The organism is Pseudomonas citrullilanati (assembly GCF_030580855.1).
Taxonomy (GTDB): domain Bacteria; phylum Pseudomonadota; class Gammaproteobacteria; order Pseudomonadales; family Pseudomonadaceae; genus Aquipseudomonas; species Aquipseudomonas citrulli.
The window spans coordinates 1-25,721 of sequence record NZ_JAUQOP010000041.1 but is presented as its reverse complement, the minus strand read 5'-3'; the positions used below and the strand labels follow the sequence as shown (position 1 = coordinate 25,721).

The 25,721-nt window shown below is 63.0% G+C and carries 20 protein-coding genes and 3 tRNA genes; 9 read left to right on the top strand and 14 right to left on the bottom strand.

All coding sequences use genetic code 11. The features are described 5' to 3' along the window. Window positions 1-91 precede the first annotated feature (91 nt). From Q6A48_RS21530 to Q6A48_RS21515, 4 genes are all read left to right on the top strand, one after another. On the top strand, window positions 92-1,447 hold the full coding sequence (locus tag Q6A48_RS21530; protein WP_304556243.1) for an FAD/NAD(P)-dependent oxidoreductase: 1,356 nt from the start codon (window positions 92-94) through the stop codon (window positions 1,445-1,447). Beyond that, on the top strand, window positions 1,444-2,559 hold the full coding sequence (locus Q6A48_RS21525; protein ID WP_304556242.1) for an NAD(P)/FAD-dependent oxidoreductase: 1,116 nt from the start codon (window positions 1,444-1,446) through the stop codon (window positions 2,557-2,559). Before Q6A48_RS21530 ends, Q6A48_RS21525 begins: the two co-directional genes overlap by 4 nt. A 17-nt stretch (window positions 2,560-2,576) precedes the next feature. Beyond that, window positions 2,577-3,623, top strand: coding sequence for an ABC transporter substrate-binding protein (locus tag Q6A48_RS21520; RefSeq protein WP_304556241.1), 1,047 nt, complete (start codon window positions 2,577-2,579; stop codon window positions 3,621-3,623). A 177-nt stretch (window positions 3,624-3,800) separates the two neighbouring features. Further along, window positions 3,801-5,132: a leucine-rich repeat-containing protein kinase family protein gene (locus Q6A48_RS21515; protein WP_304556240.1), complete on the top strand. Its 1,332-nt coding sequence runs from the start codon at window positions 3,801-3,803 to the stop codon at window positions 5,130-5,132. 56 nt (window positions 5,133-5,188) lie between these two features. Here the strand turns inward: Q6A48_RS21515 and Q6A48_RS21510 are convergent, their stop codons facing one another. Beyond that, a complete protein-coding gene (locus Q6A48_RS21510; protein WP_304556239.1) occupies window positions 5,189-5,893 on the bottom strand; it encodes a YebC/PmpR family DNA-binding transcriptional regulator in 705 nt (234 codons plus the stop codon). Between the two features lie 217 nt (window positions 5,894-6,110). On the opposite strand from Q6A48_RS21510, the gene Q6A48_RS21505 reads away from it, so the two are divergent. Continuing rightward, a complete protein-coding gene (locus Q6A48_RS21505; protein WP_304556238.1) occupies window positions 6,111-7,517 on the top strand; it encodes a type VI secretion system Vgr family protein in 1,407 nt (468 codons plus the stop codon). Between the two features lie 100 nt (window positions 7,518-7,617). After that, on the top strand, window positions 7,618-8,166 hold the full coding sequence (locus Q6A48_RS21500; RefSeq protein ID WP_304556237.1) for a cytochrome b: 549 nt from the start codon (window positions 7,618-7,620) through the stop codon (window positions 8,164-8,166). 7 nt (window positions 8,167-8,173) lie between these two features. On the opposite strand, the gene Q6A48_RS21495 is transcribed toward Q6A48_RS21500, so the two are convergent. Together Q6A48_RS21495 and Q6A48_RS21490 are read right to left on the bottom strand one after the other, a co-directional pair. Further along, a complete protein-coding gene (locus Q6A48_RS21495; protein WP_304556236.1) occupies window positions 8,174-9,082 on the bottom strand; it encodes a 1-aminocyclopropane-1-carboxylate deaminase/D-cysteine desulfhydrase in 909 nt (302 codons plus the stop codon). Window positions 9,083-9,302: 220 nt separating this feature from the next. Continuing rightward, the gene (locus tag Q6A48_RS21490; RefSeq protein ID WP_304556235.1) at window positions 9,303-11,342 is read right to left on the bottom strand and encodes an NADPH-dependent 2,4-dienoyl-CoA reductase; all 2,040 of its coding nucleotides are present in this window, start codon (window positions 11,340-11,342) and stop codon (window positions 9,303-9,305) included. 255 nt (window positions 11,343-11,597) lie between these two features. Between Q6A48_RS21490 and Q6A48_RS21485 the strand changes: the two genes are divergently transcribed. Both Q6A48_RS21485 and Q6A48_RS21480 read left to right on the top strand, forming a co-directional pair. Further along, window positions 11,598-12,728 (top strand): carbon-nitrogen hydrolase family protein, encoded by a 1,131-nt coding sequence (locus tag Q6A48_RS21485; RefSeq protein WP_304556234.1) that lies wholly within the window; start codon window positions 11,598-11,600, stop codon window positions 12,726-12,728. A gap of 1 nt (window position 12,729) precedes the next feature. Next, window positions 12,730-13,767, top strand: a complete 1,038-nt coding sequence (locus Q6A48_RS21480; protein WP_304556233.1) for an AraC family transcriptional regulator — start codon at window positions 12,730-12,732, stop codon at window positions 13,765-13,767. A gap of 45 nt (window positions 13,768-13,812) precedes the next feature. Here Q6A48_RS21480 and Q6A48_RS21475 read toward each other — a convergent pair whose 3' ends face one another. From Q6A48_RS21475 to Q6A48_RS21425, 11 genes are all read right to left on the bottom strand, one after another. Next, window positions 13,813-13,995, bottom strand: a complete 183-nt coding sequence (locus tag Q6A48_RS21475) for a hypothetical protein (protein ID WP_304556261.1) — start codon at window positions 13,993-13,995, stop codon at window positions 13,813-13,815. Window positions 13,996-14,076: 81 nt separating this feature from the next. Then, window positions 14,077-14,940, bottom strand: coding sequence for a DUF2242 domain-containing protein (locus Q6A48_RS21470; RefSeq protein WP_304556232.1), 864 nt, complete (start codon window positions 14,938-14,940; stop codon window positions 14,077-14,079). 223 nt (window positions 14,941-15,163) lie between these two features. Beyond that, complete coding sequence (locus Q6A48_RS21465) at window positions 15,164-17,035, bottom strand: SurA N-terminal domain-containing protein (RefSeq protein ID WP_304556231.1); 1,872 nt, start codon at window positions 17,033-17,035, stop codon at window positions 15,164-15,166. Window positions 17,036-17,259: 224 nt separating this feature from the next. Next, the gene (locus Q6A48_RS21460) at window positions 17,260-17,532 is read right to left on the bottom strand and encodes an HU family DNA-binding protein (protein ID WP_003183171.1); all 273 of its coding nucleotides are present in this window, start codon (window positions 17,530-17,532) and stop codon (window positions 17,260-17,262) included. 148 nt (window positions 17,533-17,680) lie between these two features. Continuing rightward, complete coding sequence (gene lon / locus Q6A48_RS21455) at window positions 17,681-20,077, bottom strand: endopeptidase La (protein ID WP_304556228.1); 2,397 nt, start codon at window positions 20,075-20,077, stop codon at window positions 17,681-17,683. A 161-nt stretch (window positions 20,078-20,238) separates the two neighbouring features. Beyond that, window positions 20,239-21,522: an ATP-dependent Clp protease ATP-binding subunit ClpX gene (clpX, locus tag Q6A48_RS21450; RefSeq protein ID WP_024778305.1), complete on the bottom strand. Its 1,284-nt coding sequence runs from the start codon at window positions 21,520-21,522 to the stop codon at window positions 20,239-20,241. Window positions 21,523-21,629: 107 nt separating this feature from the next. Next, complete coding sequence (gene clpP / locus Q6A48_RS21445) at window positions 21,630-22,271, bottom strand: ATP-dependent Clp endopeptidase proteolytic subunit ClpP (protein ID WP_003183177.1); 642 nt, start codon at window positions 22,269-22,271, stop codon at window positions 21,630-21,632. A 92-nt stretch (window positions 22,272-22,363) separates the two neighbouring features. After that, a complete protein-coding gene (tig, locus tag Q6A48_RS21440) occupies window positions 22,364-23,674 on the bottom strand; it encodes a trigger factor (protein ID WP_304556227.1) in 1,311 nt (436 codons plus the stop codon). Window positions 23,675-24,094: 420 nt separating this feature from the next. Continuing rightward, window positions 24,095-24,179 (bottom strand) — tRNA-Leu (locus tag Q6A48_RS21435). 76 nt (window positions 24,180-24,255) lie between these two features. Beyond that, window positions 24,256-24,331 (bottom strand) — tRNA-His (locus Q6A48_RS21430). A gap of 40 nt (window positions 24,332-24,371) precedes the next feature. Then, window positions 24,372-24,448, bottom strand: a tRNA-Arg gene (locus tag Q6A48_RS21425). A 281-nt stretch (window positions 24,449-24,729) separates the two neighbouring features. Here Q6A48_RS21425 and folD point away from each other — a divergent pair. After that, window positions 24,730-25,584, top strand: a complete 855-nt coding sequence (gene folD, locus Q6A48_RS21420; RefSeq protein ID WP_042727840.1) for a bifunctional methylenetetrahydrofolate dehydrogenase/methenyltetrahydrofolate cyclohydrolase FolD — start codon at window positions 24,730-24,732, stop codon at window positions 25,582-25,584. Window positions 25,585-25,721: the final 137 nt, after the last annotated feature.

Sequence of the window (25,721 nt, the reverse complement as noted above, 5' to 3'; positions counted from 1 at the left end):
AGCAATGGCGGCCACCGCAAACCCAATGTGAGAGTGAGTCTGCCCGCGATGACGGCGCCACACATCCCCCTGCCCAGCTTGTGAGGTGGTCATGAAACCCATCGCCATCATCGGCGCCGGCCCGGCCGGCATTCGTGCCGCGCAAACCCTGGTCGCCCACGGCGTATTCCCCGTCCTGCTGGACGAAGCGGCTCGCGGCGGCGGGCAGATCTATCGACGTCAACCGGCCAACTTCAAGCGCTCGCCCGCCACGCTCTATGGCTTCGAGGCACACAAGGCCAGTGCCTTGCACCAGACCCTCGACGAATTGCGCGAACAGCTCGATTACCGGCCCGATACCCTGGTCTGGAACGCCGAGGGCGGCGTGCTGGACACCTTGCACGACGGGCGCGCCGAGCGCCTCGAATACGCCAGCGTGATCGTCGCCACGGGCGCCACCGATCGGATCCTGCCGGTGCCCGGTTGGACCCTGCCGGGGGTGTACAGCCTGGGCGCGGCGCAGATCGCCCTGAAGTTCCAGGGCTGCGCCATCGGTGAGCGGGTGGTGTTCGCCGGCAGCGGCCCGCTGTTGTACCTGGTGGCGTACCAGTACGCCCGCGCCGGCGCCCAGGTGGTCGCCGTCCTCGACAGTTCCCCCTTCAGCGCCCAGGTCCGCGCCGTGCCCGGCCTGCTGGCCCAGCCCGCCACGCTTGCCAAGGGCCTGTATTACCGCGCCTGGCTGACGGCCCAAGGCATCCCGGTGCGACAAGGCGCCAGCTTGTCGCATATCGAAGGCGAGCGCCGGGTGCAGTCGCTGCACTGGCGCAACGCCAAGGGCGAGCATAGCCTCGACTGTGACGCGCTGGCTTTCGCCCATGGCTTGCGCAGCGAAACCCAACTGGCCGACCTGCTCGGTTGCGAGTTCGCCTGGAACCCCCTCAACCGCGCCTGGCTGCCGCAGCGCGACCGCGCCGGGCGCAGCAGCGTCCGCGGGGTCTACCTGGCCGGCGACGGCGCCGCGATCATGGGCGCCGACGCCGCGGAAATGGCCGGCGAACGCGCGGCACTGGCCCTGCTCGAAGACCTCGGTTACCGGATCGATTCGCAGCGCTGCAGCCAATTGGAACACGCGTTGGAGCGCATCGGCCGGTTCCGCCAGGGCCTGGAGCGGGCCTTTGCCTTCCCCGAAGGCTGGGCGGCGGAGGCCGATGATCGCCTGGTGATCTGCCGCTGCGAAGAAGTCAGCGCCGGCGACATTCGCCAGGTGGTGGGCGAAGGCCATTGGGAGATCAACCGGGTCAAGGCCCATTGCCGGGTCGGCATGGGCCGCTGCCAGGGCCGGATGTGCGGCGCCGCGGCGGCGGAAATCATTGCCTGCCAGAGTGGCCGCCCGCTGCCGGGTATCGGCCGCCTGCGCGCCCAGGCACCCATCAAGCCCGTGCCCTTCGGCTTGGAGGTGGCGCCGTGAGCGAGGTCGACGTGGTGATCGTCGGCGGTGGCATCGTGGGTGCCTCGGCCGCGTTGTTCCTGGGCCGGGCCGGCCGCCGGGTGGCCCTGCTGGAGCGGGATTTCTGCGGGTCGCACTCCAGCGGTGTGAACTACGGCGGCGTGCGGCGCCAGGGCCGACCCTTGTCGCAACTGCCACTGTCGCAACGGGCCCACGAAATCTGGAGCCAACTTCCGCAACTGATCGGCATCGACGGCGAGTACCAGCGCAGCGGTCACCTGAAACTGGCCCGCAGCCTCGACGACCTTCGCGCCCTGCACGACTACGCCGCCAGCAGCCAAGGCTTCGGCCTGGACCTGCAACTGCTGGACCGCGATCAGTTGCGCGCGCGTTTCCCGTGGGTCGGCGCCGTCGCGGTCGGGGCGTCGCTGTGCCCGGACGACGGCCACGCCAACCCACGCCTGGTGTCGCCGGCCTTTGCCCAGGCGGCCCGCCGGCATGGCGCGCAGGTCCACGAACAATGCGCCGTCACGGGCGTGGAGCATGACGGCCAGCGCTTCGCCGTGCACACCGGTCCCGGCCTGGTGTTCCACGCGCCCTGGCTGCTGAATTGCGCCGGCGCCTGGGCGAGCCACTTCGCCGCGCAATTCGGCGAAGCGGTGCCGATGCATGCCGGGCATCCGGCGATGCTGGTCACCGAACCGCTGCCCTTGGTCATGGACGCCAGCACCGGCGTCGAGGGCGGCGGCATCTACGCCCGCCAGGTCGCCCGGGGCAATTGCGTACTGGGCGGCGGCCAGGGTTTCGCCCTGGACGATGCCCGTGCCCGGCCGGGGCAGAACGCCGTGATCGAAATCCTGCGCCAGGCGGTGGAACTCTACCCGTTCCTGGAAGGCGCCCAGGCGATTCGCACCTGGAGCGGCACCGAAGGCTACCTGCCCGATCGCCAGCCGGTCATCGGCCCCAGCAGCACCCAACCCGGCCTGTTGCACGCGTTCGGTTTCGCCGGCGCGGGCTTCCAGATCGGTCCTGCGGTGGGCCAGGCGCTCACCGAGATCATCTGCAGCGGCGCGTCGAGTACGCCGCTGGATGCGTTTTCCATCACCCGGTTCCACTCCATCTCCGTTGCTTGATAGAGGAAGGTCGCGCCATGAATAACGTCAAACGCACTGCACTGCTGGGTTTTACCTGCTTGAGCGCATGGCTCACCGTTGGCCAGGCACACGCCGAGCCGACGCTGTACCTGGGCATGAACGGCGGCACCATGGAGCGGCTGTACGCCGACAAGGTCCTGCCGGCCTTCGAGAAAGCCAACAACGTCAAGGTGGTGATCGTGCCCGGCACGTCCGCCGACATCCTGGCGAAGGTCCAGGCCAGCAAGGGCAACCCGCAGATGCACGTGATGTTCCTCGACGACGGCATCATGTACCGCGCCATTTCCATGGGGCTGTGCGACAAACTCGAAGACAGCCCGACCCTGGCGCAGATCCCGGCCAAGGGCCGCATCAAGGACCAGGCCGTCGCCGTCAGCCTCGGGGTGACCGGGCTGGCCTACAACACGCGGCTGTTCAAGGAAAAAGGCTGGAACGCGCCAACCTCCTGGATGGACCTGGCCGACCCGCGCTTCAAGGACAAAGTGGTGTTCCAGTCGATGGCCTCCTCGACCTTCGGCTTGCACGGCTTCCTGATGTTCAACCGGATCCAGGGCGGCACCGAAAATGACGTCGAGCCCGGCTTCAAGGCCTGGCCGAACACGGTCGGGCGCAATGTGCTGGAGTACATTCCCAGTTCGGCGAAGATCTCCGAAATGCTGCAGACCGACGAAGCGGCGCTGTTCCCGCTGACGCCGACCCAGGTGACCGCGCTCAAGCTCAAGGGCATGCCGGTGGAGTACGCGCAGCCGAAGGAAGGCGCGGTGGTCCTCAACGTCGCCGAATGCACCATCGCCCAGAACACCCAGCCTGAACTGGCGCAGAAACTCGCCGCGTTCCTGCTGTCGCCCGAAGCCCAGGCCATTGCCCTGGAAGAAGGCGACCAGATCCCGTCCAACCCCAACACGCCGACCACCGACAAGACCCGTGGCCAGGTGGAAGCGATGAAGCAATACCTGGACACCGCGATTGCCGTGGACTGGGACCAGGTCAACGAACAGCGCCCGGCCTGGAACGCGCGCTGGAACCGCAGCATCGAGCGCTAGTGTCCTGTTAAAGAGGACGTATTTGCGCGACAGGACACCAGGGCTGGCTTTGCCGGTATCATGCGGCCGTTGGACGCCGATGCGCGGCGCGACCGTGACGGGGAAGCAGGTGCCCTCGCCACGGTCCGCCGGGCTTCGGGTTTTACGTCCGCCCCTTGATCAATAGCGGCCCTCTCCATGGATACCCTCACCCGACTTCGCGCCGGCCAGCTCTCGGGCATCACCCGGCTGGACCTGGCCTGCGGCCTGACCCAGTTCCCCCCGGAAATCTTCGACCTGGCCGACTCCCTCGAGATCCTCAATCTCAGCGGCAACCAGCTCGACAGCTTGCCCGACGACCTGCATCGACTGACCCGCCTGCGGGTCCTGTTCTGCTCGGATAATCGCTTCACCGAACTGCCCGAATGCCTGGGCCGGTGCGACGCCTTGACCATGGTCGGCTTCAAGGCGAACCGCATCGAGCGGGTGACCGGCGCGGCCCTGCCGCCGCGGCTGCGCTGGCTGATCCTGACGGACAACGCGATCAGCCAGTTGCCCGATGAACTGGGCCAACGTCCGGATTTGCAAAAACTGATGCTGGCCGGCAATCGCCTGCGCCAACTGCCGGCGAGCCTGGCCCAATGCCAACGCCTCGAATTGCTGCGCATCGCCGCCAATCAACTGGCCGAGCTGCCGCCAGGCTTGCTGCAACTGCCCGGCCTCAGCTGGCTGGCCTACGCTGGCAACCCGCTGGAAACCCAGGCCGACATCGCCGCGCTGAACACCACGACGCCCATCGACTGGTCACAGCTGACCTTGCAACAAACGCTGGGCGAAGGGGCCTCGGGGGTGATCCAGCAAGCACTGTGGCAGCCACCGGGGCAGCCAATGCGAACCGTCGCGGTGAAACTCTACAAGGGCCAGATGACCAGCGACGGCTCGCCCTTGCATGAGATGCATGCGTGCATCACCGCCGGCCGGCATCCGAACCTGATTGATGTGCTGGGCCAGGTCGTCGGGCATCCCGAGCAACAGGCCGGGCTGGTGATGGCGCTGATCGATCCGAGCTATCGCAACCTCGCCGGGCTGCCGAGCCTGGCGTCGTGCACCCGCGACGTCTACCCCGACGAACTCCGCATCGCCGCGCCCGTGGCCTTGCGCATCGCCCACGGCATCGCCGCGGTGGCCGCGCACCTGCACCGCCAGGGCATCACCCATGGCGACCTGTACGGGCACAACATTCTGTTCAATGATCAGGGCCACTGCCTGCTGGGGGACTTTGGCGCGGCATCGTTCCACGCCACCACGGACATCGCGCTGGCACGCGCCCTGCAACGCATCGAGGTGCGGGCCTTCGGGATCCTGCTGGGGGAATTGCTGGCGCGAATCGAACCGGGACTCGAGGGAGCGAGGCTGGAGACGCTACTGGACTTGCAGTCACGCTGCTGCCAGCCGGAGGTGCTGGCGCGCCCTGGGTTCGAGGAGATCGAAACGCTGTTAAGCGACCTCGCGTTCAATCTCCAGGGCTGATCACACATAACGCCCGTGGCGAAGGGATTCAGCCTTCGCCGCAGGCGCGGGATGGTTCAACCCGCCAACCCGACGAACATGTCCTGCACGTCATCGTGGTTGTCGAGGCCTTCGAGGAAGGCTTCGACTTCGGCCATCTGCTCGTCGGTCAGGCCACTGACCGGGTTCTTCGGCTGGTAGCCCAGCTTGGCCGACAGCACCGTGAAACCCTGTTCCGGCAGGGCCTTCTGCACGGCGTCGAGGTCGGCGGGGTCGGTGATGAACAGGGTCGCGCCCTCTTCACCCGGCTCGAAATCCTGGGCACCGGCCTCGATGGCGGCCAGTTCCGGGTCGGCGTCCGGGCTGTCGGGCGCGGCTTCGATCATGCCGACATGGTTGAAGTCCCATGCCACCGAACCCGAGGCACCCAGTTGGCCCTTGCGGAACGCGACGCGGATTTCGGCAACGGTGCGGTTGATGTTGTCGGTCACGCATTCAACGATCAACGGCACCTGGTGCGGTGCGAAACCTTCGTAGGTGACACGGTGGTACTGCACGGTTTCACCGAGCTGGCCAGAACCTTTCTTGATCGCACGTTCCAGGGTCTCGCGGGGCATCGAGGCCTTTTTCGCCTGCTCGACCACCAGGCGCAGGTGCGCGTTGGTCGCCGTATCGGCGCCGTTGCGTGCGGCAATGGTGATTTCCTTCACCAGCTTGCCGAAGATCTTGCCCTTGGCGTTCGCAGCCGCTTCTTTGTGTTTAACCTTCCACTGTGCGCCCATCACTCACTCTCTTGTCTGACGCGCCGAGACATCTGCTGGCCGGCGCTGTGGCGCCAGTTTATACGGCCTAATCCGGCTGATCGACCAAAAAATTCAGCCTCCCGGATCGACATTTGCGCAGCATCCTGTAGGGCCTTTCTGAAATAGCGTCGCACACGCCCCGTTCCCGCCCGTGGTTTCGTACCCTCTGGGTTTCTCCCCGCCGGTAAGAGCCGCGATGCGCAACGACATGGAAAGTCCTTTCAGCCTGACCTTCACGCAAAGCGATCTGCAGCTGCAAGTGCTACGGTTCAGCGGACGCGAAGCCCTCAACCAGCCCTACCGCTTCGACCTCGAACTGATCAGCCTGGCGCCACCGATGAACCCCGACACGCTGCTAGGGCAACCGGCCTTCCTGCGCCTGGACAGCGAATCGGGCATCCACGGGATCGTCCACGGCATCAGCCTGAGCGTCCGCGCGCCCCATCGCATCGGCTATCGCGTGACGCTGGTCCCGCACCTCCAGCGCCTGGACCAAGGCCCGCGGCGGCGGGTATTCAGCCAACTCAGCGCGGTACAGATGCTGCAACGCCTGTTGGCCGAGCACGCGCTGCCCGCCGACAGCTACCGCTTCGAATTGCCCCATGGGCAGTACCCGCGCCGTCCATTCTGCATCCAATACGAAGAGAGCGACCTGGCACTGTTGCAACGGCTGTGCGAAGAAGAAGGCATCCACTATCACTTTGAACACGCGCCCGGGGGCCACGTCCTGGTGTTTGCCGAGGACCCGCAGAGCTTTCCCCCTTCGCCGGTGCAACTGCCCTTGCGCCCGGGCGCCAGCACCGAACCGGCGATGGAGCGGTTGTACCTGCGCCACCGCCCCATGACGCCCGGTGCGCCCGATGGTTTCAACGACCGGGCCGAAGGCCAGACCGAAGCCGGCGCCGCCAATCATGCCTTCGGCCACCCGGGCCCTGAGCGCCTGCGAAGCGACCCGCTCATGGCCCACCGTCACCAGGCCAGTCGGCGCCACTTGGAACGGCTACGCTGCCGGCAGCGGGAAATCCATGGCCAAAGCGCCCATCCGGGCCTGCGTTGCGGCCACCTTGTCCAGATCGACGAACACCCGGTGTCGACCTTCAACGATCAATGGCTGATCGTCGACGTGCAGCATCGCGGTCGCCAATTTTCCATCCTCGAACCGAACCTGCCCGCCACTCCGTCGGCCACGGACTACCGGAACCGCTTCACCGCCATTCCGTGGTCCACCGTGTTCAGGCCGGCCCTCAGGCACCCCAAGCCACGCATCCCCGGCTATCACCTGGCCCATGTGCCCGGCCACGCCGGCCAACCGGCCAGGGCCGATGAGCAGGGCCAGGTCAGCGTCAGCCTGTGGACACCGGATCAGGCGGCCATCGCGTTGCCGGTGTCGCGGCTGTCGCTGCAGGTGCCTCCGGTCCTGGTCGCGGGCAGCCAGGTGCTGGTGAGCTTTCTCGACGGCGATCCGGACCGGCCGGTGCTCTGCCCAGGGGCATTCGACGCCGGCCCCGGCCCGGCCACCGCACCGCCGCGATCGCCGCAAGGCGCTTGCGGATCGGGGTTGCTTCTGGATTGGCTCCTGAACCCGCCTGACCTAAGCCCCTGACAAAAGTGATCCAGCACAAGCAAACCCAGCGAAACGGGCTTACAGTAAGCACAACGCCGCTCAAGACGGCGCTCTACCCTGATTGTCGGAGATACCTGCAATGCCCTGGAAAAACTCAGAAAGCCGCTACAGCACCGTCACGGTTACCTTGCACTGGCTGATGCTGGTCCTGCTGGCCGTGGTCTATGCCTGCATCGAGTTCCGTGGAATCTTCCCCAAGGGCAGTGGCGGCCGGACCTTGATCAAGGAAGCGCACTTCATGCTCGGCCTCACGGTGTTCCTGCTGGTCTGGCTGCGCCTGTTCGCCCGCAGCATGGGCAAGGCCCCGGCGATCTTCCCGGCATCGCCTGCCTGGCAGACCGTCCTCGCTCGCCTGATGCACTGGGCGCTGTACCTGTTCATGATCGCCATGCCGCTGCTGGGCTGGCTGATCACCAGCGCCGAAGGGCATCAGGTGATGTTCTACGGTTTCGACCTGCCGTTGCTCATCCACCAGGACAAGGACTTCGCCAAACAGCTGGAAGGCTGGCACGTACTGGGCGGCACCATCGGTTATTGGTTGATTGGCTTGCATGCCTTGGCGGGGCTGTACCACCACTACGTGGTACGCGACAACACGCTGTTGCGGATGATGCCCAAGCGCGGTTGAAAGTGATTCAGTCGAAGCCCCGGCGGCCTTGCAAGCCGCCGGTGTGCACGAAGATCAAGCGCGTGCCCGGGGCGAATCGCCCGGCCTCGACCTGCGCCTTGAGCAGCATCAGTGCCTTGCCGGTGTACAGCGGTTCCAAGGCGATGGGGCCGGTGGCCGAAATGAAATCGGTGAGCTCGGCATCGACCCGGGCAAAACCGCCACGGCTGCCGTCAAACAATTCATAACGCGGCCTGGCCAACCCCGCCGCCGCCACGATGCGGTCGACCTGCCGGGCCACCCCGTGGTCCTCGGGCACGGCCAGCACGCCATGGACCGGGCGCTCGCCCGCTTCGGCCAGGACCAGTCCCGCCAGCGATGTTCCCGTGCCGCAGGCCAGCCACCAGCCGTGATAATCCACCCAACCCAGCGTCGCCAATTGTTCCCGGGCACTGGCCACCCAGGCCATGCAGCCCTGGGCCCCGGGCAACCCTGAACCGCCCTCGGGCACCGGATGCAGGCGCGGATAACGCGCCTGCCAGGGCACCCAGAAATCCACCGCGTGGCGCTCGCGATAGCCGCCGTACCCCAACCAGTGCAATTGCATGCCGAACGCCTCCAGGTCCCGCACCGTCGGCGTTTCCCGGGGGTGACCGCGCAACAGCCCGACGGTTGGAAAGCCGAAGCGCTTGCCGGCGGCCGCCAACGCATGCAAATGATTGGAATAGGCCCCGCCCAGGCTCATCACGCCCTCGGCACCCGCCTCGTGGGCCGCGTGCAGATGATGGACCAGCTTGTACCATTTGTTGCCGCTGATCAGCGGATCGATCCGGTCCAGGCGCAACACCGCCACTTCAACACCGGCACGGGCGAGCCAGTCCAGGTGAAGGGGTTCGAGTCGGGGTTGGGGATGCCAGTCGAGGGCGCGAAGCAGCATGGCAGCAGGCCAGGGGAAATAGGCCGGCATCTTAACAGCTGGTCGCGGACTCCCTGGCATCGAAAAAACCTGTGGGAGCGGGCTTGCTCGCGAAGACGGCGGTACATTCAACATTGATGTGAGCGAACCGCCGCTTTCGCGAGCAAGCCCGCTCCACGTTGGATGAGTGGTGACCTTGGATTCCATGGCTAGAAACAAGGTCGCCACACAGGTTTGTGCATTACAACTGCGCCGCCAGCCGCGACCCCTGGTTGATCGCGCGCTTGGCATCCAGCTCCGCCGCCACGTCGGCACCGCCGATGAGGTGAACAGTCTGCCCCGCTGCCTCCAGGCCTTCCTGCAACTCACGCAGCGGATCCTGGCCGGCGCAGATCACCACGTTGTCGACCGGCAGTACCTGGGGCTCGCCAGCCTCGCCAATGCGAATGTGCAGGCCTTGATCGTCGATCTTCAGGTACTCGACGCTGTTGAGCATCTGTACCTGTTTGTTCTTCAGGCCCGTGCGGTGAATCCAGCCAGTGGTCTTGCCCAGGCCGTCGCCGACCTTGGATGCCTTGCGTTGCAGCAGGAACACCTGGCGCGCCGGCGCGTGGGGTTCGGCCTGGATCCCGGCCACACCACCGCGGGCCTGGAGCTGGGTGTCGATCCCCCACTCCTTCCAGAACGCCTCGCGATCCTGGCTGGTGGCGACGCCCTGGTGCACCAGGAACTCCGACACGTCGAAGCCGATGCCGCCGGCACCGATCACGGCGACGCTGCGGCCCACCGGCTTGCGCGCCAGGATCACGTCCAGGTAGCTCAGCACCTTGGCGTGCTCCACACCGGGAATCGCCGGCACGCGCGGCGCAATACCGGTCGCCAGGATGATCTCGTCGTAACCGCCGTCCACCAGGGTCGCCACGTCCACCCGGGTATTGAGGCACAGCTCGACGTTGGTGGTCTGCAACTTGCGATTGAAGTAGCGCAGGGTCTCGTAGAACTCTTCCTTGCCCGGCACGCGCTTGGCCACGTTGAACTGGCCGCCGATTTCACTGGCCGAATCGAACAGGGTCACCTGGTGCCCCCGCTCGGCGGCCACGGTGGCGGCGGCCAGCCCGGCGGGGCCTGCCCCGACCACGGCGATTTTTTTCACTTGGGTCACCGGCAGGTAGTTGAGCTCGGTTTCATGGCACGCCCGCGGGTTCACCAGGCAACTGGTGAGCTTGCCGCCAAAGGTATGGTCGAGGCAGGCCTGGTTGCAGCCGATGCAAGTGTTGATTTCATCGCTGCGCCCCGCCGCCGCCTTGTTGACGAACTCCGGGTCCGCCAGGAACGGCCGCGCCATGGAGACCATGTCCGCATCGCCTTCGGCGAGGATTTGCTCGGCCACTTCCGGCGTGTTGATCCGGTTGGTGGTGATCAGCGGGATGCTGACCGAACCGCGCAACTTGGCCGTGACCTTGCTGAATGCCGCTCGCGGCACCTTGGTGGCGATGGTGGGAATCCGCGCCTCGTGCCAACCGATCCCGGTGTTGATGATCGTCGCGCCGGCCTGCTCGATGGCCTTGGCCAACTGGACGATTTCGTCCCAGCTGCTGCCGCCCTCCACCAGGTCGAGCATCGACAGGCGAAAGATGATGATGAAATTCGGGCCCACCGCCTCGCGCACCCGGCGGACGATTTCCACCGGCAGGCGCATGCGGTTTTCATAGCTGCCGCCCCAGCGGTCGGTGCGGTGGTTGGTGTGGGCCGCCAGGAACTGGTTGATGAAATAGCCTTCCGAACCCATGATCTCGACGCCGTCGTACTCGGCCTGCTGGGCCAGCACCGAGCAGGTGACGAAATCGCTGATCTGTTTCTCGATGCCCGCCTCGTCCAGTTCCTTGGGCTTGAACGGGTTGATCGGCGCCTGGATCGCGCTGGGCGCCACCTGCTTGGGGCTGTAGGCATAGCGCCCGGCGTGGAGAATCTGCATGCAGATCTTGCCACCGGCCTCGTGGACGGCGCGGGTCACGATCCGATGCTTGAGGGCTTCTTCCTCGGTGGTCAGCTTGGCCGCGCCGGAATAGACCCCGCCCTCGTCGTTCGGCCCGATCCCGCCGGTGACCATCAGGCCTACGCCGCCACGGGCACGCTCGGCAAAATACGCCGCCATGCGTTCGAAGCCACCTGGCTTTTCTTCAAGACCGGTGTGCATCGATCCCATCAGGGTGCGGTTGCGCAAGGTGGTAAAACCCAGGTCCAACGGAGCCAGCAGGTGCGGGTAATGGGAGGCGGTCATCGGTAACTCCACAACGGGCGATCACGGAAAAGTCGGAAGCTCTGCGGCTTCCCTCAGTCATGCCCCACAGCCTAAGAGCCGGGCTGCGGGCGCTCAATGACCGTAACTGACAACTTCATGACCCAAATGTGCAGCGCACCGAGCCTCCATACGGGACCGCACGCGCCTTGGAATTGCGTGCATTCTTTGGCGAATGGCCGGTTTTACCGTACCCTTCCCCGTAAGAACCGCACACGGCCGCTGATTGTTTCCCCCATGCGCAAATTTCTGTACCTGTTGTTGTCCCTGGCCTTGGTCGCCGTCCTGATCACCTATTCACTGTGGACGGCGGATCGCCCGGCGGGTCATTACCTGTCGGACCTGCGCATCAACCTGGCCGTCGACCAGGGCACGCCCGCCGACCGCGGCAATCTCCTGGGCATCCAGCCCGAATTGTTCCCCACCGATTACCAGACCCCCGAGCGCCTGCATCGCAAACTCGCGGCCTATCTGCAGGCCGCCCGCGACCAGGGCTTGCTCAATGACAAAACCATCGTGGTGTTGCCCGAGCACATCGGCACTTGGCTGATGGTCAGCGGTGAAAAGGACGAGCTGTACCAGGCTACGACCCTGAAGGAAGCCATGAACTGGCTGGCGGTCAGCAATCCGCTGGCGTTCGTCCGGGCGCTGCTCGCTACCCGCGGCGAAAACCGCCTGGACGATGCCTACCTGCGCATGAAAGCCCAACGCATGGCCCACGACTACCAGTCGCTGTTCGGCGGGCTGGCCAAGGAGTTCGGCGTCACCCTGGTGGCCGGCTCGATCATCCTGCCCGAACCGAGCGTCAGCGAAGGCTCGCTCCAAGTGAGCGCCGGTGCGCTGTACAACAGCAGCGTGGTGTTCGGCCGCGACGGCCTGCCGATGGGCCAGCCACAACGCCAACGCCATCCGGTGTTCGAACAGCGGGACGTGCTGGAGGCCGACCGTCCGGATGCCATCCACGTCATCGACACCCCCGCCGGGCGCCTGGGCGTGCTGATCGGCAGCGACAGCTGGTACCCGATCCACTACCGGCAGCTCAACGACTTGGGCGCACAACTGATCGCGGTGCCCGCCTTCGTCATCGGGCGTGACACCTGGGACAAGCCCTGGAAGGGCTACAAAGGCCTGTCCACCCCCAGCGAAGTGAGCCTCAAGCCGGGTGAAACCAGCGAAGGCCAGGCCTGGCATCGCCTGACCCTGACCAGCCAGTTGCCCATCAGCCAGGCCCGGGGCGGCGTCAGCGTGTTCCTGCGGGGACAGTTCTGGGACAGTGGCAGCAGCGGCCAGAGCTTCATCAGCCACGACGGCCAGCATTTTCCTGATGGCCAGGCCCGCGGCGCGCGCCTGCTGAACCTCTGGCTGTGACATGAAGCCGCAGCCGATGCGCCTGGGCGATTTGTCGGTGGGCTTCGTCCATAGCCTGGCGGACGCGATTGCCAGCCATGGGCAGGATCCCCAGCCGTTGCTCCAGCAGTACGGTCTCGATGCCACGCGATTGGCCGAACCTGGTGCTCGCCTGTCGATTCCTCGCTATATGCGCCTGGGCCACGCCGCCATCCAACAGACCGCAGACCCGGCCCTGGGCTTGCGCATGGGTCGGTTGAGCCGCTTGAGCCAGGCCGGACTCGCGGGCGTCACCGCCGCCCAGGCACCCACCGTGCGCGAGGCCGCCCGCTGCCTGATCCGCTTCGAGCCGTTGTACGGCTCCAACTACCGCGGCCAGTCCAGCTTCCACGAGGACGCCCGCGGTGCCTGGCTGCGGTTCTATTCCATCAGCCCGTACAACGCCTATAACCGCTTCGTGGTGGACTCGATCATCGCCGGTTGGCTTAACCAACTGTCCAGCGTGGGTGGCACCGCGCTGCGGCCGGAACGCATCGACATCGAATTCGAGGAGCCGACGTACCTGGATGCCTATCGGGTGCTGGGCGATTGCCCGATCCAGTTTGGCGCCGAGCAGAATCAACTGCGCCTGGGCCTGGACAGCCTGGCCCAGCGAAACCCGCAGCATTGCCCCAGCACCTGGCAGCACCTGATCCAGTTATGTGAACGGGAACTGGAACAACTGACCCGCACCCGCAGCCTGCGCGAGCGCATCATCCAGTTGCTGGGTCCGTTGCTCAATGGCGGCCGGGAGCCCGACCTGGAAGAAGTGGCGGCACGCCTGAAACTGCCCACCTGGACCTTGCGTCGCAAGCTGGCCGAGGAAGGTACGCAATTTCGCGCCATCCTCAATGACACCCGCCGCGACCTGGCCATGACCTACATTCGCGACACCGAACTGGCGTTCGGCGAGATCGCCTACCTGTTGGGGTTTGCCTCGGCCGAAGCCTTCCAACGTGCTTTCAAGCGCTGGAACGCACAAACGCCGGGTGAGTTCCGGCGCAGTCACCGAGCCACTTGAACCCAGCGCCCGGCGTTCGATTCATCCGTTAACGCACCGGGGAGCTTACAGCTCCGTTGCATCTTCAGCCGGTTCCAGCGGGTCCAGTTCATACGCCTGGTATTCGAGCAGCTCTTCCTGATAATCGTCCATCGCGTGTCCTTCCCTTTTCGTTTGAAACCGATGCCTGATGGCCTGGGTGTCAGAGTAAAGCTGCTTTATGAATAAAACATGAAGCAAAGGCTTCATGTTTAAAACGTAGCACAGCCTGGGGAAATTAGCGCAAGGCGGTGTGACGGCATGTGTCTGGCCGCCCACCGCACAGCGATATCAAGGGAGTGGCTGGATCGCCTCGCTCGGCGGCGGCAAGTCGCTGGCCGGTGGCGGCGTGATGACTTCCATCGTCGATTCCGGCGCCGTTGGCGGCGCAGGTTCGGCAGGTGCAATCGGTGCCGGTTCGCTCGGCGGCGCCACCGGTTCGGACGCGGCTGGGGCCGTTTCCACAGGCATCGCCGTGCCGGTCGGCGTGGCCGGGGCCGATGTCGGCGCAGGTGCCGGTAGCGGCTCGGCGGCGGGCGTAGGCACCAGCGCAGCCGGCTCAGCCTTGGGTTCCGGCATCCCCAGCTCGGCTTTCGGCTTGTCGGCATTCTCGACGTTCTTCTTCGCGTCAGCCGGCAGGAACACCTCCACCAAGGCAAAGAACCGCTCGTAGAACTTGGCCGCCGACACCGTTTCACTGGCGACCTTGACCATCGCGTCATCGGACGAACCGATCGGCATCGATACCGACCCCAACACACCGACGCCCAGGCTGGCGGAGTTGTTGGTCTTCTTCAGGGCATAGCGGTCCTGCAAGGCGTTGGCGAACATGGTTGCCCGGTGCCCGGCGCCACCATCCTCGGCGCAGACCAGGTTGAAGCTGATCTCCAGGTGGGTTTCACCGGTCTGCTGGAAACTCTTGTGGCCACTGACCAGTTTCGGATCGCTGCTGGTGATGATGTAGCCCTGGCTGAGCAACGCCCGCCGCCCGGCCTCGCAGGTCGCCGTATCGCTGACGGGATAGGTGCGCGAGAACGTTCCGGAATCATCGAAGCTCTCGTGCTCGTAGATGGCGGTTTTCTTGGACGAGCACCCGGCTGCCGCGGCCAGCGCCAGTGCAAGTCCGAGTGTGCGCAGAGGAAATGATGTGAACATTGAACATCCTGAGGAAAACGATCCGGGGCGTATTGTGCAACAGAACGCGACCTGGCAGCGTGAGTAATCTTGTTTCAAAGGGGTTACAAGTCTACTGGGGGTTGTTTGCAGGAAAAAGACGTCAGTCCAATGGATCGACGAACACCCTCGCAAACGCAACAGGCAGATACAAAAAGACCCCGGCATTTCGGCCGGGGTCTCTGGGTTGGCAACCGTCAGGGCATCAGAAACGCTTGATGTCCGCCTGGCTTTCCAACTGCTTGCGGTAAGCCGCGAAGTCCTGCTGACCGGCACGCGATGCAAGATAGCGACGGTATTCGGCCTTCTCCGCATCGGTCGGCGCAGCGGCTTCGTTGACGCCATTCAGGCGCACGATCACCAGGCTGCCGTCGGGCAATGTCACGCTGGAGAACGTCGGCTTGTCCTTCGACTCTGGCTTGGGCATGCGGAACAACGCCTGCAATACCGCAGGATCGATGCCTTCCTGGCTGCGGGTCGCCGCCTCGGTGGTTTTCCAGGCTTGACCGTCGACAGGCTTGTCCAGGGCTGCCTTGCCGTCGCGCAGGCTGGCGATCAACTCATCCGCCTTGGTCTTAGCCGCCGCGCTGGCGTGTTCCTTGGCCAGTTGGGCACGAATCGGACCGGCCACGCTTTCCAGTGGCAGTTGCTCAGGCTTGCGATGCTCCTTGGCACGCAGGACCACGACGGTTTCCGGATCCAACTCGATGGCGGCGCTGTTCGCACCCTCCTCCAGCACTTCCGGGCTGAACGCCGCGGTGACGACGGCACGGTTGGCCGCAATCCCTTCCCCGCCCTCTCGGCCGAACGGCGCCGAGGTGTGGACCGTCAACTTCAGGTCCTGGGCCGGCTGGGCCAGGTCGGACGCTTCGAATGAGGCATCCTCCAGTTGCTTGGTCGCCTCGACGAAACGCTGCTCGACCTGCTGGGTCTTCAGCTCGCGGGTCAGCTTGTCCTTGAGGCTGGCAAAGGTCGGCACCTCAGGCGCTTCGACCCCCAACAGCTTGATCAGGTGAAAACCGAAGTCGGTGCGCACCGGTGCCGAGACCTGGTCCTTGTTCAAGGCATACAGCGCCTTCTCGAACTCGGGGTCGTAGACACCCGGGCCCGCATAACCCAGGTCGCCGCCGTTGTTCGCCGAGCCCGGGTCCTGGGAGAACTCCTTGGCCAGGGCTTCGAACGACTCGCCCTTGGCCAGGCGAGCCTGGACCTCTTCGATCTTCGCCTTGGCCTGGGCTTCGCTGACCTTGTCGTTCACTTCGATCAGGATGTGAGCGGCACGACGCTGTTCGGACAGGTTGGCGATTTCTTTCTGGTAGGCCGCCTGCAGGTCTTCGTCCTTGACGCTGACCTGGTCGAAGAACGCGGCTTTCTTCAGTTCGAGGTAATCGATGACTACCTGATCAGGCGTCATGAATTCCTTGGCATGCTGATCGTAGTAAGCCTTGACCTCGTCGTCGGTCAACTTCACCGCCGCCGGATCGGCCTTGATGCTCAAGGTGGCGAAATCACGGGTCTGCTTTTCCAGGCGGGCAAAGGCCAGCACCTGGGCGTCGGTGACGAAACCGCTACCTGCCAGGCCTGCGCGCAACTGGCCGATCAACATTTCCTGGGCCAGCATCTGGCGGAATTGCATCCGGCTGTAACCCAGCTGGCGGATCACCTGGTCGAAACGCTCGGCGCTGAACTTGCCATCGACCTGGAACTCAGGCGTCTGCAGGATCACTTGATCCAGCGCGGCTTCAGAAAAGGCGAATTTAGCGTCATGCGCGCCTTGCAACAGCAGCTTGCGATCGATCAGGCCCTTGAGCGCCGAATCACGCAGCATCTTTTCGTCCAGCAGGGAGGCGTCGAAGTCCTTGCCCAGCTGTTGCATCAGCTGACGGCGCTGCATGTCGACAGCTTGGCTCAGCTCGTTCTGGCTGATGTTCTCGCCGTTGACCTTGGCCGCTTCGTTGCTGTTGGTAGAGGCTTTGAAAATGGCATCGAAACCGGTCAACGCCATCAACGCGACGATGACCCCGATGATGGTTTTGGCAATCCAGCCTTGTGAATTGTCCCTGATATTCTGCAGCATGCGTCCCCCAGAAACGGTTGAACTTCAAATTTAGGCAACCGTGGAGCGTGGGTAGAATCCGGATAGAAGAAAGGCGCATCCGAGGATGCGCCTTCTCGTAACTGGCGGAGCGGACCAGGCTCGAATCTGCAAGCCCTGGCGTACCAGACCGATCACAACCGGCCGTCTTACCGCTCCGCTGCCAAGCCAGGCATGACCCCGACCCGGATAAACTCAACGAAACCTTAGTTAACGGCTTCTTTCAGCGCTTTACCGGCCTTGAAGCCTGGCTTCTTGGCAGCGGGGATTTCCAGTGTCTTGCCGGTCTGCGGGTTGCGACCGGTACGAGCTGGACGATCAGTCACGGAGAAGGTACCGAAACCCACCAGAACAACGGAGTCGCCAGCCTTCAGAGCGCCAGTGACGGATTCGATTACAGCGTCCAGCGCACGGCCAGCAGCAGCTTTCGGGATATCAGCGGATGCAGCGATAGCATCAATCAGTTCCGACTTGTTCACTCTAAGTCCCCTTATATCTATTTGAGATGATTCTAAGTTTTTTTGGTGAAAGCAAAAACGAGTGCTGAATGGCCTGCAGACACTTAAGAGCCGCTTTATAACAAGGGCTCTAAAAAACTGTCAAGGAAGCCCCCCAGGCAAATGCGTATTAATGCGTGCTAATTCTTTCCTTAGAGTCAGACTCGCGCTTTTCGTCCTTCGCGACTATCTCCGGAGCCACATCCGGCAAGGGCTCCGGCGCGTATTGCAGCGCAATTTGCAGGACCTCGTCAATCCATTTAACCGGTTTGATCTGAAGATCCTGCTTAATGTTGTCAGGAATTTCCTTCAGGTCGCGGACATTCTCTTCAGGAATGATCACGATCTTGATCCCGCCACGGTGTGCCGCCAGCAGTTTTTCCTTCAAGCCACCGATCGCCAGCACCTGGCCGCGCAAGGTGATTTCACCCGTCATGGCCACATCGGCTCGCACCGGGATTCCGGTCAGCGCCGACACCAGCGCCGTGCACATGCCCACGCCGGCACTCGGGCCGTCCTTGGGCGTCGCCCCTTCAGGCATGTGGATGTGGGTGTCGCGCTTCTCGTGGAAGTCCAGGGGTATGCCCAGGCTGCGGGCACGGCTGCGCACCACCGTCAGCGCCGCCGTGATCGACTCGACCATCACGTCGCCCAGGGAACCGGTCTTGATCAATTGCCCCTTGCCCGGTACCACGGCCGCCTCGATGGTCAGCAACTCGCCACCGACCTGAGTCCAGGCCAGGCCGGTCACCTGGCCGATCTGGTCCTGCTGCTCGGCCAGTCCGTACTTGAACTTGCGCACGCCCAGGAAGTGTTCCAGCAGGTCCGACGTGACCTTGACCGCGAAGCGTTTTTCCAGCGCATGCTCCTTGACCGCCTTGCGGCAGACCTTGGCAATCTGGCGCTCCAGGCCACGCACGCCGGCTTCCCGGGTGTAGTAGCGAATGATGTCGCGGATCGCTTCCTCGTCGAACTCCAGCTCGCCCTTCTTCAGGCCGTTGGCCTGGATCTGCTTGGGCGACAGGTACTTCACGGCGATGTTGATCTTCTCGTCCTCGGTGTAGCCCGGCAGACGAATCACCTCCATCCGGTCCAGCAACGCTGGCGGGATGTTCATGGAGTTGGAGGTGCAGAGGAACATCACATCCGACAGGTCGTAGTCGACCTCCAGGTAGTGGTCGTTGAAGTTATGGTTCTGCTCAGGATCGAGCACTTCGAGCAACGCAGAGGCCGGATCGCCGCGCATGTCGCTGCCCATCTTGTCGATTTCGTCCAGAAGGAACAGCGGGTTGCGCACGCCCACCTTTGTCATCTTTTGAATCAATCTTCCTGGCATCGAACCGATGTAGGTGCGGCGATGACCACGGATTTCCGCCTCGTCGCGCACGCCGCCGAGGGCCATGCGGACGAATTTGCGGTTGGTGGCGTGGGCGATCGACTCGGCCAAGGAGGTCTTGCCCACCCCGGGAGGACCGACCAGGCACAAGACCGGGCCACGAATCTTCTTCACGCGCTTTTGCACGGCGAGGTATTCGAGGATACGTTCCTTGACCTCTTCGAGGCCGTAATGGTCGGCGTCGAGGATGTCCTCGGCACGCGCCAGGTCCAGGCGCACCTTGCTCTGGGCTTTCCATGGCACCTGCACCAACCAGTCGATGTAGGAGCGCACCACGGTGGCTTCGGCGGACATCGGCGACATCTGCTTGAGCTTGTTCAGCTCAGCCTGGGCCTTGGCCAGTGCGTCTTTCGGGAGGCCGGCGGCATCGATGCGCTTTTTCAGCTCTTCGATTTCATTGTGGCCTTCGTCGCCATCGCCCAACTCTTTCTGAATGGCCTTCATCTGCTCATTCAGGTAGTACTCGCGCTGGCTGCGCTCCATTTGCTTCTTGACGCGGCCACGAATGCGCTTCTCGACCTGCAACAGGTCGATTTCACCGTCGAGCAACGCCAGCACGTGCTCGACACGGGCCGACAGGTCGACGATCTCGAGGATTTCCTGCTTCTGCTCGATCTTGAGGGCCATGTGGGCCGCCATCGTATCCACCAGCCGCCCAGGCTCGTCGATGCTGTTCAGCGACGACAGGACCTCGGCAGGCACCTTCTTGCCCAACTGCACGTATTGCTCGAACTGGGACAGCAGGCTGCGGACAAACACCTCCGATTCGCGCTCGGGGGCATCGACCTCTTCGATCAGCGACACCTCTGCACGACAGTGACCGTCCACTTCGCTGAAACGCTCGACCGTACCGCGCTGCTCGCCCTCGACCAGGACCTTGACGGTGCCATCAGGCAGCTTGAGCAGTTGCAGGACCGTTGCAACCGTACCTACGCGATAAAGTGCGTCTTCGCCGGGATCATCGTCGGCAGGGTTCCTCTGAGCCAGCAGGAGGATCTGCTTATCACCCGTCATCGCGGCCTCGAGGGCTTCGATAGACTTCTCGCGCCCCACGAACAGCGGGATAACCATGTGCGGATACACCACGACATCGCGCAATGGCAGGAGAGGCAATTCGATGGTTGTCTTCATGATTTCGCCTCTACGGCGGCCCTAGGGCCGGAAACAGATGGAAGTAAGCTTGAAACCAAGATGGGGGCAGCCTTGAAAAAAAACAAGCGCTAAGACACGTCTAAAACGCGCTAAAAGCAAAGGGGCCCGAAGGCCCCTTCTTTATTTCGGCAGCGGGACGCCTAGGCGTCCGGTGCGGCCTTGGCAGCCGGCTCACTGTTTTCGTAGATATACAGTGGCTTGGACTTGCCTTCGATGACGCTTTCGTCGATCACGACTTTACTCACCTCGGATTGCGAGGGGATCTCGTACATCGTGTCGAGCAACACGCCTTCCAGGATCGAACGCAACCCACGAGCCCCGGTCTTGCGCTCCAGGGCACGCTTGGCGACCGATTTCAGCGCGTCGGAACGGAACTCCAGGTCTACACCTTCCATTTCGAACAGCTTGGCGTACTGCTTGGTCAGGGCGTTCTTCGGCTCGGTCAGGATCTGCATCAGAGCCGCCTCATCCAGCTCGTCCAGCGTTGCCAGGACTGGCAGGCGACCGACGAACTCCGGGATCAGGCCGAACTTGACCAGATCGTCAGGTTCGACTTCACGCAGGGACTCACCGACCTTCTTGCCCTCTTCCTTACTCCGCACTTCGGCGTTGAAACCAATGCCGCCGCGGGTGGAACGGTTCTGGATGACCTTTTCCAGGCCGGAGAACGCACCGCCGCAGATGAACAGGATGTTACGGGTGTCGACCTGCAGGAATTCCTGCTGCGGATGCTTGCGGCCACCCTGGGGCGGAACGGAAGCGACCGTGCCTTCGATCAACTTGAGCAAGGCCTGCTGCACGCCCTCGCCGGAAACATCCCGGGTGATGGACGGGTTGTCGGACTTGCGGGAAATCTTGTCGATTTCGTCGATGTAGACAATGCCCATCTGGGCCTTTTCCACATCGTAGTCGCACTTCTGCAGCAACTTCTGAATGATGTTCTCGACGTCTTCGCCAACGTAACCCGCTTCGGTCAGCGTGGTTGCGTCGGCAATGGTGAACGGAACGTTCAGCAAGCGCGCCAGGGTTTCGGCAAGCAGGGTCTTGCCCGAACCTGTCGGGCCGATCAGCAGGATGTTGCTCTTGCCGAGTTCGACCTCGTCATTCTTCTTGTCACGCTGGTTCAGGCGCTTGTAGTGGTTGTACACCGCTACGGCCAGTACCTTTTTCGCACGCTCCTGACCAATTACATACTGGTCAAGGATGCCGCTGATTTCTTTAGGCGAAGGCAACTTATGCGCGCTGCTCTCGGCCTGGGCTTCCTGCACCTCCTCGCGGATGATGTCATTGCACAGGTCGACGCACTCGTCGCAAATGAAGACCGAGGGGCCGGCAATCAATTTGCGTACTTCATGCTGGCTTTTGCCACAGAAGGAGCAATAGAGCAGTTTGCCGTTGTCCTCGCCGTTGCGGGTGTCAGTCATTCGATCGATCCAAATCCGATAGGCTTGCAACACAAGATGAAGGCAATTGCGGGCTTTTTCAAGCCCGCAGGCGGCCGGTCATCCCAACCACCTGCATTTTGAGCGGCTTAGGCAGGCATTTGACGCTTGTTGATCACCGAGTCGATCAGGCCGTATTCGGCGGCACGCTCGGCGCTCATGAAGTTGTCACGCTCGGTGTCACGCTCAATGGTTTCGAGGCTCTGGCCGGTGTGATGGGCCAGCAGCGAATTGAGGCGCGAACGAATATGGAGGATTTCCTTGGCATGGATGTCGATGTCCGACGCCTGGCCCTGGAAACCGCCCAATGGCTGGTGAATCATCATGCGCGAGTTCGGCAGGCAGTGACGCTTGCCCGCTGCGCCACCGGCGAGCAGGAACGCGCCCATGCTGCAGGCCTGGCCGATGCAGATGGTGGAAACGTCCGGCTTGATGAACTGCATGGTGTCGTAGATCGACATGCCCGCCGTCACGGAACCGCCAGGGGAGTTGATATACAGATGGATATCCTTGTCCGGGTTTTCCGCTTCAAGGAACAACAGCTGCGCCGCGACCAGGTTGGCCATGTAGTCTTCGACGGGGCCGATCAGGAAGATGACGCGTTCCTTGAGCAGACGCGAGTAGATGTCATAGGCACGTTCGCCACGGGCGGACTGCTCGATAACCATCGGGACCAGGCCGCCTGCGGCTTGGATGTCAGAGCTCTGCTGATAAAAAGAATTGCGGGACATGTCTCGCAGTCACTCCCAAATAGTTATGTCTTGAATACGCATAAGCCAGCGCGAAGGCTGGCTTATGGTGTGTATTTCCTACCGCAAAGCAATCAATCGGCTTGTGGAGCTTCCACCGGCTTGACCGCTTCTTCGTAAGAGACCGCTTTATCGGTCACGCTAGCTTTCTGCAGAACAGTATCCACAACTTGTTCTTCCAGCACAACCGAACGGACTTCGTTCAGTTGCTGCTCGTTCTTGTAGTACCAGGACACGACTTGCTCAGGCTCCTGGTAGGCCGAGGCCATTTCCTGGATCAGCTCGCGAACGCGGGTTTCGTCAGGCTTGAGTTCGAACTGCTTGACCACTTCGGCGACGATCAGGCCCAGCACGACGCGGCGCTTGGCTTGCTCCTCGAACAACTCGGCCGGCAGCTGGTCCGGCTTGATGTTGCCACCGAACTGCTGGACGGCCTGCACGCGCAGACGGTTCACTTCGTTGTCCAGCAGGGCCTTTGGCACTTCGATCGGGTTGGAAGCCAGCAGACCGTCCATGACCTGGTTCTTGACCTTGGACTTGATGGCCTGGCGCAGCTCACGCTCCATGTTCTTGCGCACTTCGGCGCGGAAACCTTCGAGGCCGGTTTCCTTGATACCGAACTGGGCGAAGAACTCTTCGTTCAGCTCAGGCAGCTTCGGCTCGGAAACGCTGTTGACGGTCACGGTGAACTCGGCAGCCTTGCCGGCCAGGTCCAGGTTCTGGTAATCCTCAGGGAAGGTCACGTTCAGCACGCGCTCTTCGCCAGCCTTGGCGCCGACCAGGCCGTCTTCGAAGCCCGGGATCATGCGACCGGAGCCCAACACCAGCTGGGTGGCCTTGGCGGAACCGCCAGCGAACACTTCGCCGTCAACCTTGCCAACGAAATCGATGTTCAGCTGGTCTTCGTTCTGGGCAGCGCGATCGGCCACTTCGAAACGGGTGTTCTGCTTGCGCAGGATGTCCAGCATCTTGTCCAGGTCGGCATCCGACACATCGGCGCTCAGGCGCTCGACGGCAATGCTGTCGAAACCGGCTACGGTGAACTCAGGGAACACTTCGAAAGTTGCGACGAATTCCAGGTCCTTGCCCTTCTCCAGCACTTTAGGCTCGACGGACGGCGCACCGGCCGGGTTCAGCTTCTGCTCGACCACGGCTTCGTAGAACGACGACTGGATCACGTCGCCCACGGCTTCCTGGCGAGCATCAGCTTCGTAACGCTGACGGATCACGCTCATCGGCACTTTGCCTGGGCGGAAACCTGGGATTTTGGCCTTTTGGGCAGTCTGCTGCAGACGCTTGTTGACCTGAGTCTCGATGCGCTCAGCCGGCACGGTGATGCTCATGCGGCGCTCAAGAGCAGAAGTATTTTCAACAGAAACTTGCATGGATATTCCTCGTTGCACAGACGTTGGCCGGGCGTTTCCGACCCCAGAATCAAGGGCATGCATTCTAGTAGGTCAAACTCAAGAAGTCACCCTACTGAAAACGGGTCGGAAACAGGCATTGAATTTAAGAGCGGGACAGACGGTGATGCCCCGCACGATTTGCACATACAGCCGATCAACCAAAGGCTCTGCACCAGCGCTTCCTATATATAGAAGCGCAGGATCGATGCACAGGATCCCTGCCCCGCAAGGAGACCAACGGGCATGCCGCGCATCATCACGAAACACAATCGTGATTGATCCCGCCCCAACGCACGCCCGGAAACGGCGCCGGCGACAGGTCCAGAACCCCGAAAACAAAAACGGCGCAGTCCTTTTCAGGTACTGCGCCGTTTTCAGCTATTTAAATAGCGACTTGTATGGTGCGGACGGAGAGACTCGAACTCTCACACCTTGCGGCGCTGGAACCTAAATCCAGTGTGTCTACCAATTCCACCACATCCGCGTATCCAGCGGCCCGTGTGGCCACTAGCTTTTAAAGCAAAGGCGCCAGATGGTTAGATCTGGCGCCTTCTAGAATATGGGGTGGACGATGGGGATCGAACCCACGACAACGGGAGTCACAATCCCGTGCTCTACCAACTGAGCTACGCCCACCATATTGCCTTGTTGCGTTACTTGTGCCAAAGCTGCCTAATGGCGCACCCGGCAGGACTCGAACCTGCGACCATCCGCTTAGAAGGCGGATGCTCTATCCAGCTGAGCTACGGGCGCCTTTTTAATCTGTATTCTTGGACGATTACAAACTAAGTGCTTTCAGTTTTACCGAGTTGAAACAACCAACTCCGCTCCACCTTCTTAACCAGTGCTAGGCTGTGCCCGACAAGTGCGACGAATGTTATAGACGGCCTGATAGGTCGTCAACTCTTTTTTAAAAAAAATTCATTTAATTAAAGGGGTTAGGGGAATTTGCAGACCAAGCGCCTTTGCCCTCACGCCCCGGCATGCGAGAATGCGTTCTCTTTTTTTCCCCTCTCGATGGTTAACCACGCGCAATGACTGCACAACTTATCGACGGCAAATCGATCGCCGCCAGCCTGCGCCAGCAGATCGCCCAACGAGTCACCGAGCGCCGCCAGCAAGGCCTGCGCACGCCCGGCCTCGCGGTGATCCTGGTCGGCAGCGATCCTGCCTCTCAGGTTTATGTCTCGCACAAGCGTAAAGACTGTGAAGAGGTCGGCTTCCTTTCCCAGGCCTACGACCTGCCTTCCGAAACCACCCAGCAAGCGTTGGCCGATCTGATCGATCGTCTGAACGAAGACCCGAACATCGACGGTGTGCTGCTCCAGTTGCCACTGCCTGAACACCTCGACGCCTCCCGGCTGCTGGAGCGCATCCGCCCGGACAAGGACGTCGACGGTTTCCATCCTTATAACGTCGGTCGGCTGGCCCAACGCATCCCATTGCTGCGGCCCTGCACCCCCAAGGGCATCATGACGCTGCTGGAAAGCACCGGCGTGGATCTTTACGGCCTCGATGCCGTGGTGGTGGGCGCCTCCAACATCGTCGGCCGGCCGATGGCCATGGAGTTGCTGCTGGCTGGCTGCACCGTCACCGTGACCCATCGCTTCACCAAGGACCTGGCCGGCCATGTCGGCCGTGCCGATCTGGTGGTCGTGGCCGCCGGCAAACCGGGCCTGGTAAAGGGTGAGTGGATCAAGGAAGGGGCCATCGTCATCGACGTGGGCATCAACCGCCAGGAAGACGGCAAGCTGGTGGGCGACGTGGTCTATGAGACCGCCCTGCCCCGCGCCGGCTGGATCACCCCGGTTCCAGGCGGTGTCGGCCCGATGACCCGCGCCTGCTTGCTGGAAAACACGCTGTACGCGGCAGAAACGCTGCACAGCTGATCCACCCCAAGCCCTGTGGGGGGGGGGGGGGGGGGGGGGGGGGGGGGGCCCCCCCCCCCCCCCGGGGGGGGGGGGGGGGGGGGGGGGGGGGGGGGGGGGGGGGGGGGGGGGGGGGGGGGGCGGGCGGGGGGGGGGCG